The sequence below is a fragment of the Rhodovulum marinum genome (genome assembly GCF_004343075.1).
Classification (GTDB): domain Bacteria; phylum Pseudomonadota; class Alphaproteobacteria; order Rhodobacterales; family Rhodobacteraceae; genus Rhodovulum; species Rhodovulum marinum.
This window is the reverse complement of sequence record NZ_SLXP01000002.1, coordinates 217,407-229,548: the sequence shown is the minus strand read 5'-3', so window position 1 is coordinate 229,548 and position 12,142 is coordinate 217,407. Positions and strand designations below refer to the sequence as shown.

Here is a 12,142-nt window from a genome sequence, read left to right as displayed (position 1 = left end):
ATGATCCGCCGTTTCACCCTGATCCTGGCCCTTGCGTTCCCGGCCGCGCCCGTGCTGGCCGACGACGACTACATGCCGCCCGTCACACATCCGGCCACGGCCGAGGAATGCTCGGCCTGCCACATGGCCTATCCCGCGGGCTTCCTGCCCGCGCGGTCCTGGCAGGCGATCATGGGCAACCTGGAAAACCATTTCGGCGAGGACGCACGCCTGGACGAGGCGACCCGCGCCGAGATCGAGGCTTACCTGGTTTCGAACGCCGCGCCGCGGGTCCGGGGCGTGGCCGAAACCGCCACGCCGCTGCGGATCAGCGAACTGCCCTGGTTCAAGCGCGAACATGAAAGGGAGGTTTCCGCACGGATGATGGAGCGCGCCAAATCGATGTCGAACTGCGTGGCCTGCCACAAGGGTGCCGAGCGCGGCTATTTCGAGGACGACTGACACCGCTTTCGGTTCGGTGTATACCGCCCCGGCGACTCCAGGTGGAGCCGCCGGGGCATCGACATGTGAGACCCCCGGGACCGGAGCGCGCGGAACGGCATGACGAAGTTGAACAACGAGAGCTGGCCGCTGGTCCTGACCGGGCTGACCCTGGCGGGCATGAGCCTTGCTGCGGTGGCGCATTGGGCATTGCCCGCGGACCGCGTCGCCCACACGCTGGAAATCGCCGCGTTGCTGGGGGTTTACGCCGCCGGGGGCGTTCCGGCGGGCGTGCGGGCGTTGGGTGCCCTGTGGCGGGACCGGGACCTCGACATCGACCTTCTGATGGTCATCGCCGCAATCGCCGCGGCGGCCGTGGGCGCGCCCCTTGAAGGTGCCGTGTTGCTGACGCTGTTCAGCCTGTCGACCACGCTGGAACAGCGGGCCATGGGCCGGGCGCGCCGCGCCATCGAGGCGCTGATGGAACTGCGCCCGGACCGGGCGCTGCGCCGCACCGCCCAAGGCACCGAAGAGGTGCCGGTCGAGGCGCTGGTCCCCGGCGACGTGGTGATCCTGCGCCCCGGCGCGCGGGTGGCCGTCGACGGCGTCATCGTCGAGGGCGAGGGGTCGCTGGACGAATCCACCATCACCGGGGAATCCGTGCCGGTCCACAAATCGCCCGGTGCGCAGGTCTTCGAGGCCACGGTCAACCTGCACGGCGTACTGGCCGTCGAGGTCAGCCGGCCGCTGTCCGAAAGCACGGTTGCCCGGATGATCGCCCTGGTGACCGAGGCACAGGCGGCCCGCGCGCCCTCGGAACGGTTCTCGGACTGGTTCGGCCAGCGCTATACCGTCGCGGTCCTCGCCGGGGCGATCCTGGCCTTCGCCGTGTTCATGGCGCTGGGGTTGGGCTGGCACGGCGCGCTGTACAAGGCGGCGACGCTTCTGGTCGCGGCCAGTCCTTGCGCCATCGTGATCTCGGTGCCCGCGGCGATCCTCTCGGCGCTGTCGGCCTCGGCGCGGGGCGGGGTGCTGTTCAAGGGCGGCGCGGCGCTGGAAACGCTGGCGCGCGTCGACATCTTTGCCTTCGACAAGACCGGCACGCTGACCACCGGGCGCCAGGAAGTGGTGGACATCGCCTGCGAGGGCGACGAGACCGCGTTCCTGTCCCGGCTGGCAGGCATCGAGGCCCATTCCGAGCACCCGATCGCCGACGCGATCCGGCGCGTGGCCGAGGCACGGCAGATCGTGCCGGCTGCCGTGCGCGAGGCTCGCGCGGTGCCCGGCGCCGGCATGGTCGGCGTGGATGACGAGGGCATGATCTGGGCCGGCAATGTCCGCATGGCCGAACGGATGGGCGCCCGCGACGCGCCCGCGCAGCGCTCCGCCCGGATCGACGCGCTGCACGCGGGCAGCCAGACCCTGGTCCTCATGGGGCGCGGGGCGCGCATCCTGGGCGCGGTGACGGTCGAGGACCGGCCCCGCGACAGCGCGCTGGCGGGCCTGAAGGCGCTGCGCGACCGCGGGATGCGGCAGGTGACGATGCTGACCGGGGACCGGCGCGCGGTGGCCGAACGCATCGGCGCGGAACTGGGGATCGGTGCGGCCGAGATCCATGCCGACCTGCGGCCCGAGGACAAGGTTCGGATCGTGGCCGACCTGACGGCGCAGGGGCGCGTGGCCTTCGTGGGCGACGGTGTGAACGACGCCGCGGCGCTTGCGCGGGCGGATGTCGGCATCGCGATGGGCGCGGCCGGGTCCGAGGTCGCGCTGCAGGCCGCGGACGTGGCGCTTTTGTCCGATGATATCGCCCGCCTGGCCGCGGCGCACCGTCTGGCGCGGCGGACCGCGCGCATCATCCGCCAGAACCTGATCTTCGCCATGGGCGCGATGGCGGTGCTGGTGACCACGGGGCTGTTCTTCCACCTGCCGCTGCCCGTCGCGGTCGTCGGGCACGAGGGCGGCACGGTTCTGGTCGTGCTGAACGGTCTGCGGCTGCTGGCCGATCCGATCCGCAAGCGCGAGGCGCGGACGCGCTGATCCGAGCCGGGCGAAGCGGGGGTGTCACGCCGCCGTCAGAACCCCCGACAGGCCCTCCAGCATGTCGAGGCATTGGGACAGCTGGTCGAGGCTGACATATTCGTCGGGCTTGTGGGCCTGGGCGATGGACCCCGGGCCACAAACCGCCGCGGCGCAGCCGATTGATTGGAACAGCCCCGCCTCGGTCGAGAAGGGCACCGTTTCGGCCCGCACCTGGCCGGTAAGGTCCGCCAGCAAGCGGCGCGCCGCGCTGTCATCCATCGGCTCCAGCCCGACCACCTCGCCGATCACCTCGGTCAGGATGCTGGCCCCCGGATCGACCGCGCGCATGCCGGGCAGCAGGACATCCTCGACATGGCGGGCCATCGCGTCCTTGACGAAACCGATATCCGATTGTTGCACGGGCCGCATTTCCCATTCCACCTCGGCGCGGCCCGGGATCACGTTGTGGGCGTGCCCGCCCGCGATGCGGCCCAGGTTGATCGTGGTCCAGGGCGGGGTGAAGGGGCTGTTATGGGGCGTGCGCCCCTTCAGCGCCTCGGCCAGTTCCATCAGCCGGGTGACATAGCGCACCGCCGCCTCGGCGGCATTCACGCCCGCCTCGGGGTTCGACCCGTGCCCCTCCAGCCCGTGAAACTCCACCGTGTATTCACAGCAACCCTTGTGCGCCTCGACGATGCGCATCTCGGTGGGTTCGCCGATGATCGCCACCTCGGGACGGATGCCGCGCGCGGCCAGTTCCCGCACCAGCGCCTGACCGCCAAGGCACCCCACCTCCTCGTCATGGGTGAACGCGAAATGCAGGGGGCGTTTCAGGTCCAGCGCGGCGAAGCCGGGCGCCATGGCCAGCGTGCAGGCGATGAACCCCTTCATGTCGCAGGTGCCGCGCCCGAAAAGCCGCCCATCCTTTTCCACCATCTCGAAGGGATTACTGGACCAGTCCTGGTCGGTCACCGGCACCACGTCGGTATGCCCCGACAGCACGATGCCGCCCCCCGCCTCGCGCGGGCCCAGCGTCGCGAACAGGTTCGCCTTGTGCCCGCTTTCGTCATGGAACAGGTCCACATGTGCGCCCAGCTCGCCCAGCATCGCCGCGATATGGACGATCATCTCCAGGTTCGAGTCGGACGAAACCGTGGGAAACGCCACCAGGTCCGACAGGATCGAACGGGTCTGCGCCAGCGGTGTCATCACGGTTTCACGTACAGCTTGCGCGGACGGTTGCACAGCGTTTCCGCCGGGCCATCCTCGCGGATCAGGATCGATTCCGTGATCTCCAGCCCCCAGGTCTCCATCCAGAGACCGGGCATGAAATGGAACGTCATCCCCGGTTCCAGAACCGTCTCGTCCTCGGGGCGCAGCGAAATCGTGCGTTCGCCCCAGTCGGGCGGATAACTCAGCCCGATGGGATAGCCGCAGCGCGCGCCGCGGTCGATGCCCGCCCGCGCCAGCGCCCCGTTCAGCGCGTTGGCGATATCGCAGGCGCGGTTCCCGGCCTTGGCCGCCCACAGCCCCGCCTCGATCCCCTCGATCAGCGCGGCTTCGGCGGCGCGCATGTAATCGGGCGGCTCGCCCAGGAACACCGTCCGGCAGAACGGCGCGTGATAGCGCCGGTAACAGCCCGAGATCTCGAAGAACGTGGCCTCGCCTTCGGCGAATTCGCGGCCGTTCCACGTCAGGTGACAGGCCGCCGCGTCCGATCCCGACGGCAACAGCGGCACGATCGCCGGGTAATCGCCCCAGTCGCCATCCAGCCCCGTCAGCGCATCGCGATAGATATCGGCCACCAGCTCGTTCTTGGGCAGGCCCGGCTCGATCCGCTCGAGCACGCCATCGATGATCTTTTCCGAGATTTTCGCCGCGCGCCGCATGAAATCCAGTTCCTCGTCGGATTTCACCGTGCGCTGGCGGTTCACCAGGGCGGTTGCGTCCACAAGGTCGGCGTCGGGCAGGGCCTCGCGCAGCGTCAGATAGGCCTTGGCCGAGAAATAGTAATTCTCCAGCTCGACCCCGATCCGTTTCGCCCCATAGCCCAGTTCGTGGATGATGCCCGCAAGCTGCTGCATGGGGTGGCGCGTGGTAGATTGCACGTATTCGTCGGAATAATGCGTGATGTGCACGCCCGCCATCCAGACGGTCCGCACCGCCCCGTTCGCGTCCATCTGCCGGCCCCACCACATCGGGTCCGCATCGTGGAACACCAGAACCCCCTGGTGGACATAGAAGGACCAGCCGTCATAGCCCGTCAGCCACGCCATGTTCGACGGGTCCTCGACGAACAACAGGTCGATGCCGCGCTCGTCCATCGCGCGGCGCACCAGGCCCAGCCGGCGCTCGTATTCGGCAAGGGAAAAGGGGGCGCGGCCCTCGGCGGCATAGCCGAACTGGACGATTTCCTCGTTCATGTCGAACATGGCTCCTTTGTGCACGCCTGCGGTGTGCTTGACTTCGGGCGGACCCGCATGGTGCTTTGGGGGGCGCGGTCGGGCGTTGTGGACATCAGACGATGCGCGCAGGGCCGCGTCAAGGTCTGTCCCGGGGCGACGCCGAATTGCCCAATTGCGACAAGGGGATGGCGATGTGCCTGTCACTGGCCGACATCATGGCCGCCGCCGCGCGGATCAGGGGCGTGGCCGACGCACCGCCGCTGGTGCCGTCGCCGTTCCTGTCGAGGCTGGCGGGCACCGATGCCCTGTTGAAACGCGACATCGCGCAACCCATCGGCGCGTTCAAATTGCGCGGCGCGCTGAACGCCGTGGCGGGGCCGGGCGATGTGCCGGGCGTGGTGCCCAGGGCCAAGGTCACGGGCATGCGCGCGCTGCGCGCCGAGGCGTGGATCGTCACCGTGCAGGACGTGACGCTGGGCGATCTGACCGTGAAGGAAACCCCCTATGCCCCATGAGGTTCTGATCGTCACCGAGGCCGAGTTGCGCCGCGTGGTACCCTTGGACATGGCCTCCATCGACACCGTCGAACGGGCCTTTGCCGCGCTGGGCGCGGGCGGCGTGGTGATGCCCCCCGTGCTGTCGATGGAGCTTCCCGAGGTCCATGGCGAGGTCGACGTGAAAACCGCCTGGCTGCCGGGTTTCGACGGGTTCGCGGTCAAGGTCAGCCCCGGCTTCTTCGACAATCCGAAACTGGGCCTGCCCAGCCTGAACGGGCTGATGATCCTGTTCGCGGCCGGCACCGGTCTTGTGCAGGCGCTGTTTCTGGACAACGGCTATCTCACCGATGTCCGCACCGCTGCCGCCGGGGCGGTCGCGGCCAAATACCTCGCGCCGGAAACCGTTAGCACCGCCGGCGTGATCGGCACCGGCGTGCAGGCGCGGTTGCAGATGCGGGCCGCCCACCTTGTCCGCCCCTTCGAACGGGTTCTGGTCTGGGGCCGCGACGCCAAAAAGGCACGGGCCTGCGCCGAGGACCTGGCTGCCGCGCTGGGCGTCGATGCGGTGCCGGTGGACGACCCCGCGCGGCTGGTGGCCCAGTCCCAGCTTGTCGTCACCACCACCCCCGCGCGCGAACCCGTGCTGCGCGCCGCCTGGCTGCACCCGGGCCTGCATGTCACCGCGATGGGCGCCGACCGGTCCGGCAAGAACGAGATCGAGGCCCGCGCCCTGGCCGAGGCCGATCTCTATGTCGCCGACAACGCCGCGCAATGCGCGCGCCTGGGCGAGCTGCGCGCGGCCGAGCGCGCCGGTCTCTGGACGCGCGGCCTGCCGCCCGAACTGGGGCAGGTCGTCACCGGCGCGCATCCGGGGCGCACCGATGACGCGCAGGTCACCATCTGCGACCTGACCGGCACCGGTGCGCAGGACACCGCCATCGCCACACATGCGCTGCGGGCCACGCAGGCCGCCGGCGCAGGTATCAGGATCGAGACGTAACCCAATGATACAGCTTGACGATCGCGACCTGGAAATCCTGCGCATCCTGTCGCAAGACGGCCGCATCACCAAGGCCGAGCTTGCCCGCCGGATCAACCTGACGCCGACGCCGGCCTGGGAACGGCTGAAGCGGCTGGAACAGGCCGGCCTGATCGCGGGCTACCGCGCCGAGATCGCGCTCAAGGCATTGGGCCCCCATGTCACCGTCTTCGTCGCGGTCGAACTTTCGGGCCACACGGTCGAGGATTTCACCCGCTTCGAGGGTGGGCTGAACGCCTATCCCGAAGTGACCGCCTGCTGGGCACTGGGCGGCGGGTTCGATTACCTGATGCAGGTCGTCACCCGCGACATCGACAGCTATCAGCGCCTGATCGATCGCATGCTGGAGAACCGGATCGGGCTGTCGCGCTATTACACCTACATCGTGACGAAACCGGTCAAGGGGCCGGGCCTGCCGCCCCTGGGCCTGCTGGCCGGTCCGCAGAAGGACTGACTGCCGGCCCGGCCGGGGCGCAGTCGAATCCTCTGCCGGGGCGCGGGACTTTGGTCCCTTCCTCTGGGCGGAACAGGGCATTCTTCCGGGACACGCCAAAGCGCGAAGGAGACGCCATGACCCTGCACCAGAGCCATCCGGATTCCCCGCTTTCCGGCCTGTCCGACCCCCGGCTGGTTCGCAGCTTTTCCTATGTGAACGGCAAGTGGACCGGCGGCGCCGAGGGCGCGACCTTCGCCGTCACCGACCCGGCCACGGGCGACTGGCTGGGCGAGGTCGCGGCGCTGACCGCCGCCGATAGCGCCGCCGCCGTGGACGCCGCGCAGGCCGCCTTTCCCGCCTGGGCGGGGCTGTTGCCGCAGGACCGTTCCGCCCTGTTGCGCAAGTGGTTCCGGCTGATGGAGGAAAACCGCGAGGACCTTGCCCGGCTGATGACCCTGGAACAGGGCAAGCCGATTTCCGAGGCCCGTGGCGAGATCGACTATGCCGCCTCGTTCCTGGAATTCTATGCCGAGGAAGCGAAACGCCCGAACATCGAAGGCGTGACCAGCCACCTGGCCGATGCCGAGATGGAGCTGTGGCGCGAACCGGTGGGCGTGGCCGCCTGCATCACGCCGTGGAATTTCCCTTCCGCCATGCTGACCCGCAAGGCGGGGGCCGCGCTGGCCGCGGGCTGCACGGTCGTCGCCCACCCCTCGCACGAAACGCCGTTCTCGGCGCTGGCGCTGGCGGAACTGGCCGAACGGGCGGGGATCCCGGCGGGCGTGTTCAACGTGGTCACCGGCGACGCGGCCACCGTGGTGAAACCCTGGACCGAAGACCCCCGCGTCCGCGCGCTGTCCTTTACGGGGTCCACCGAGGTCGGGCGGCTGCTGTACCGCCAATCCGCCGGGACCGTGAAACGGCTGGTGCTGGAACTGGGCGGCCACGCGCCCTTCATCGTCTTCGCGGATGCCGACCTGGACGAGGCCGTGGACGAGGCGATCAAGGCCAAGTTCGCCACGTCGGGCCAGGATTGCCTGGGCGCCAACCGTTTCTACGTGGAAAGGCCGGTCTATCTCGAGTTCTGCGCGCGCTTCGCCGAGGCGACGGCGAAGCTGAGCGTGGGGCCCGGGATGGGCGACCCGGATATCGGCCCGCTGATGAACGCGGCCGCGATCGCCAAGCAGGAGGACCACGTGGCCGATGCGCTGGGGCAGGGCGCGCGCCTGTTGACCGGGGGCACGCGCCACGAGGCGGGGCCCCTGTTCTATCGCCCCACGGTGCTGGCCGGCGTGCCGGACGGGGCGAAGATCATGGCCGAAGAGACCTTTGGCCCCGTTGCCGCGATCACCCAATTCGAGACCGAGGAAGAGGTGATCCGCCGCGCCAACGCCACGGAATTCGCGCTGGTGGCCTATGTCCACACCCGCGCGCCGCGGCGTATCTACCGCGTGGCCCGGGCCCTGCAATTCGGCATGGTCGCGGTCAACCGCACCAAGGTCACCGGCGCGCCGATCCCCTTTGGCGGCTACAAGCAGTCGGGGCTGGGCCGCGAAGGCGCGAGGCTGGGGATGGAGGCCTTTACCGAAGTGAAGTATGTCTGCCGCGACTGGGCCTGAAAGGGGGCCGGCCCCTGCGGGGCCGGTGCCTCCGGCGGGGATATTTTTGGCCAGAAGAAGGGCAGGGCGCTTGTGCCTGTCAACGAAAGGACGAACGATATGTTGAAGAACGACATGCTGGAGCAGTGGGACCGCGAGAACTTTTTCCATCCCTCGACGCATCTGGGCCAGTTCGCACGCGGCGAGGCGTCCGAGCGGGTGATCCGGGGGGGCGAGGGCGTTTTCATCGAGGATCGCGACGGAAACCGTTTCCTCGACGCCTTTGCCGGGCTTTACTGCGTGAACGTGGGCTATGGCCGGACCGAGATCGCCGAGGCGATCGCCGAGCAGGCGAAGCAACTCGCCTATTACCACGCCTATGTCGGCCATGGCACCGAGGCCAGCATAACGCTGGCCAAGATGGTGATGGACCGGGCGCCGGGGCACATGTCGAAGGTCTATTTCGGGCTGGGCGGGTCTGACGCGAACGAGACCAACGTGAAACTCGTCTGGTATTACAACAATATCCTCGGCCGCCCCGAGAAGAAGAAGATCATCTCGCGGATGCGCGGCTATCACGGTTCGGGGCTGGTCACCGGGTCGTTGACGGGGCTGACGCTGTTCCACAACAAGTTCGACCTGCCGCTGGATCGCATCCTGCATACCGAACCCGCCTATTACTTCCGCCGCCCGGACCTGGACATGTCCGAGGCCGATTTCGTGGCCTTCTGCGCGGCCGAACTGGAGGCGCTGATCGAGAAGGAAGGCCCCGACACCATCGCCGCCTTCATCGGCGAGCCGGTGATGGGGACGGGGGGCATCGTGCCGCCGCCGGCGGGCTACTGGGAGGCGATTACGCCGATCCTGGAGCGTCACGACATCCTGCTGATCGCCGACGAGGTGGTGACGGGCTTCGGGCGGCTGGGCACCATGTTCGGATCGGACCATTACGGGCTGAAGCCGGACCTCATCACCATCGCCAAGGGCCTGACCTCGGCCTACGCGCCGCTGTCGGGGTCGATCGTGTCGGAAAAGATGTGGAAGGTTCTGGAACAGGGCACCGACGAGTTCGGCCCCATCGGCCATGGCTGGACCTATTCGGCGCATCCGATCGGGGCGGCGGCGGGTGTCGCCAACCTGAAACTGGTGGACGATCTTGGTCTGGTGCAGAACGCGCGCGAGGTGGGCGGCTATTTCGTGGGCGCCATGGCCGACGCGCTGGGGGCCCATGCCCATGTCGGCGAGGTGCGCGGCGAGGGAATGCTGTGCGCCGTCGAGTTCGTCGAGGACAAGGGCGCGCGGACCTTCTACGACCCCGCGGGCAAGGTGGCCGGCGCCGTGGTGGCCGAGATGGCCAAGGATGGGGTCATCGCACGCGCCATGCCGCAGGGCGACATCATCGGCTATGCGCCGCCGCTCTGCCTGACCCGGGAAGAGGCCGACCAGGTGGTGGCGGCGACGGCGAAGGCGGTCAAGGCCGTGCTGGGCTGAGCCCCCGAAGGGGAAAGCGCGGAGCGCCACCCTGGCGCTCCGCATCCATAGGGCCGGAGGCTGGCCTACCAGGACAGCGTCTTGACCTCGGGGTCGAACAGCCAGCTTTCGACCAGCGGGAATGTCCCCATCTGCACGCCGTCGATATAGTCCTCGGCGGTCAGCCCTGCGGCCTGCGAGCACGCCTGGCACATGATCACCACGCCGCCATCGGCCATGAAATTGGCCAGCATGTCCTGGATCGAGAGGCCCTGATCGGCCATCAGACCGTGCACATGGCTGGGCCGTTTCCTGTCGGCTAGGTAGACCGCGCGCACGTTCATCCAGATCGCCGTCTTGTGGCCGTTCTTCAGCGATTTCTCATGTGCGAACATGATCGCCTTGGCCGCGGCCCAGGTGTCGTCGGTGGTCAGGTTGATGAATAGCCCCGGCTTGGCGTCCTGGGCCGCCGCCGCGAGCGGCGCGAGCAGCAGCGCCAGCGCAAATGTAAGTTTCAGAATCATGAATCGCATGTCGTCCTCCTGTGCCTGCGGTGACAGGCTCGGACGAACGGCGCGTTTCGGGTTTGATTTCGGTCAAGTGCACGACAAATCGGGGTATTTTCGGTTCGTGTGACAAACCGGACGCATGCGTTCACCGTTCCGGGGGCGGCCCAATTCAGCCGCCGGTATGGCTCATGTGCCGGGAAACCTGCCCATCCGCCCGCTGCCGGGAATAGTCGAAATCGTGGCCCTTCGGTTTCCGCTCGATCGCCGCGCGGATGGCCGCCACCAGCGGCGCGTCGTCGTCCGGTGAGGCGCGCAAGGGCGCCCTCAGGTCGGCCATGTCCTCCTGGCCGAGGCACATGTACAGCTCGCCGGTGCAGGTCAGGCGCACGCGGTTGCAGCTTTCGCAGAAATTGTGGCTCAGCGGCGTGATGAAGCCGACCTTCTGGCCCGTCTCTTCCAGCCGCACGTATCGCGCAGGCCCGCCCGAACGTTCGGCGAGGTCCACGGTCGTGAACCGCTCCTCCAGCCGAGAGCGCACGTCGCGCACCGACCAGTATTGCCCGACCCGGTCCTCGTTGCCCAGGTCGCCCATCGGCATCACCTCGATGAAGGTCAGGTCCATGTCGCGGCCCGCGCACCAGTCGACGATGTCGAACAGCTCGGCCTCGTTGAACCCTTTCAGCGCGACGGTGTTGATCTTGACCCGCAGCCCTGCCGCCTGTGCCGCGTGGATGCCGCGCATCACCTGGTCCAGCTTGCCCCACCGCGTGACGCGCGCGAATTTCTCGGCGTCCAGCGTGTCCAGGCTGACATTCACCCGGCGCACGCCCGCCGCATAGAGATCATGGGCGAATTTCTCCAGCTGCGAGCCGTTGGTGGTCAGCGTCAGCTCGTCCAGCGCGCCCGACTCCAGGTGCCGGCCCATCGCGTTGAAAAACGTCATGATGCCCCGGCGCACCAGCGGTTCGCCCCCGGTGATGCGCAGCTTGCGCACGCCGAGGCCCACGAAGGCCGAACACATCCGGTCCAGTTCCTCCAGCGTCAGAAGTTCCTTCTTCGGCAGGAAGGTCATGTTCTCGGCCATGCAATAGACGCAGCGGAAATCGCAACGGTCGGTGACCGAGACGCGCAAGTACGTGATCGCGCGGGCGAAGGGGTCGATCAGGGGCGGCTGCTGCATCATGTCGCAGAACGTAAGGGCGGGGCAGCCGCGCGGCAAGCGTCTTTCGGGGCGCGGCGCGACCGGCTAGGCTGGGGCAGCACCGACGGGGAGGCGCGGCGATGGGACGGATCAACGCGATGGCACTGGCGCTGGCACTTGCGGGCTGCGCGGCGGCGCCGCCCGGCGAGGCCCCTGCGCCCCAGAGGGAACCGGGGGCGCCGCTCTCGGTGCTTCAGCCGCCTGCCGCCGCGCGCACCGTCGAGGAGTTCGACACGACGACGGCCGCCCAGCGGGCCGCGGCGACGCGGGCGCCCTCGACCCCCGAGGAAATGCTGGGCCGCACCGTCGCCAGCCTCGGCGATCCGGCCGATCCGGGGTTCTGGGCGCTGACGCCCTTGGTGTCGTCCGTCCGGCAGGGGCGGCTGGTCGACCCGGTCACGGGGTTCAGCGTGCTGGTGGAACTGCGCCCGCGTAGGGCCGATCCGGGGGCGGGCACGCTGGTGTCCTTGCCCGCCCTCCGGGCGCTGGGGGTGCCGTTGACGGCGCTGCGCGAGATCGCGGTCTATTCGGCGGGGTCCTGAGCG

12 protein-coding genes are annotated in these 12,142 nt (G+C 68.6%); 8 read left to right on the top strand and 4 right to left on the bottom strand.

From position 1 onward, the window contains the following. Both EV662_RS04195 and EV662_RS04190 read left to right on the top strand, forming a co-directional pair. On the top strand, window positions 1–441 hold the full coding sequence (locus tag EV662_RS04195; protein ID WP_132460887.1) for a diheme cytochrome c: 441 nt from the start codon (window positions 1–3) through the stop codon (window positions 439–441). A 99-nt stretch (window positions 442–540) separates the two neighbouring features. After that, window positions 541–2,460: a heavy metal translocating P-type ATPase gene (locus tag EV662_RS04190; RefSeq protein WP_165915515.1), complete on the top strand. Its 1,920-nt coding sequence runs from the start codon at window positions 541–543 to the stop codon at window positions 2,458–2,460. 24 nt (window positions 2,461–2,484) lie between these two features. Here the strand turns inward: EV662_RS04190 and argE are convergent, their stop codons facing one another. Both argE and EV662_RS04180 read right to left on the bottom strand, forming a co-directional pair. Next, window positions 2,485–3,651, bottom strand: coding sequence for an acetylornithine deacetylase (argE, locus tag EV662_RS04185; RefSeq protein ID WP_132460886.1), 1,167 nt, complete (start codon window positions 3,649–3,651; stop codon window positions 2,485–2,487). Then, window positions 3,651–4,874: a M24 family metallopeptidase gene (locus tag EV662_RS04180; RefSeq protein WP_243695763.1), complete on the bottom strand. Its 1,224-nt coding sequence runs from the start codon at window positions 4,872–4,874 to the stop codon at window positions 3,651–3,653. The genes argE and EV662_RS04180 overlap by 1 nt, the downstream gene beginning before the upstream one ends. A 164-nt stretch (window positions 4,875–5,038) precedes the next feature. Here EV662_RS04180 and EV662_RS04175 point away from each other — a divergent pair, with 164 nt between their 5' ends. The 5 genes from EV662_RS04175 (at window position 5,039) to EV662_RS04155 (ending at window position 9,908) form a co-directional block, all read left to right on the top strand. After that, window positions 5,039–5,362, top strand: coding sequence for a pyridoxal-phosphate dependent enzyme (locus tag EV662_RS04175; RefSeq protein WP_132460885.1), 324 nt, complete (start codon window positions 5,039–5,041; stop codon window positions 5,360–5,362). Then, the gene (locus EV662_RS04170; protein WP_132460884.1) at window positions 5,352–6,344 is read left to right on the top strand and encodes a cyclodeaminase; all 993 of its coding nucleotides are present in this window, start codon (window positions 5,352–5,354) and stop codon (window positions 6,342–6,344) included. The genes EV662_RS04175 and EV662_RS04170 overlap by 11 nt, the downstream gene beginning before the upstream one ends. Window positions 6,345–6,351: 7 nt before the next feature. Beyond that, entirely contained in the window at window positions 6,352–6,837 is a 486-nt protein-coding gene (locus EV662_RS04165) for an Lrp/AsnC family transcriptional regulator (protein WP_132461231.1), read from the top strand. A gap of 116 nt (window positions 6,838–6,953) precedes the next feature. Then, complete coding sequence (locus EV662_RS04160; RefSeq protein WP_132460883.1) at window positions 6,954–8,438, top strand: NAD-dependent succinate-semialdehyde dehydrogenase; 1,485 nt, start codon at window positions 6,954–6,956, stop codon at window positions 8,436–8,438. Between the two features lie 99 nt (window positions 8,439–8,537). Next, entirely contained in the window at window positions 8,538–9,908 is a 1,371-nt protein-coding gene (locus EV662_RS04155) for an aspartate aminotransferase family protein (RefSeq protein WP_132460882.1), read from the top strand. Between the two features lie 65 nt (window positions 9,909–9,973). Here EV662_RS04155 and EV662_RS04150 read toward each other — a convergent pair whose 3' ends face one another. Both EV662_RS04150 and moaA read right to left on the bottom strand, forming a co-directional pair. Further along, window positions 9,974–10,420 (bottom strand): DsrE family protein, encoded by a 447-nt coding sequence (locus tag EV662_RS04150; RefSeq protein ID WP_207903588.1) that lies wholly within the window; start codon window positions 10,418–10,420, stop codon window positions 9,974–9,976. A 145-nt stretch (window positions 10,421–10,565) separates the two neighbouring features. Next, window positions 10,566–11,576 carry a GTP 3',8-cyclase MoaA gene (moaA, locus tag EV662_RS04145; protein ID WP_132461229.1) on the bottom strand — a complete coding sequence of 337 codons (1,011 nt, stop codon included), beginning with the start codon at window positions 11,574–11,576 and terminating at the stop codon, window positions 10,566–10,568. 101 nt (window positions 11,577–11,677) lie between these two features. On the opposite strand from moaA, the gene EV662_RS04140 reads away from it, so the two are divergent. Continuing rightward, on the top strand, window positions 11,678–12,139 hold the full coding sequence (locus EV662_RS04140) for a D-galactarate dehydratase (RefSeq protein ID WP_132460881.1): 462 nt from the start codon (window positions 11,678–11,680) through the stop codon (window positions 12,137–12,139). Window positions 12,140–12,142: the final 3 nt, after the last annotated feature.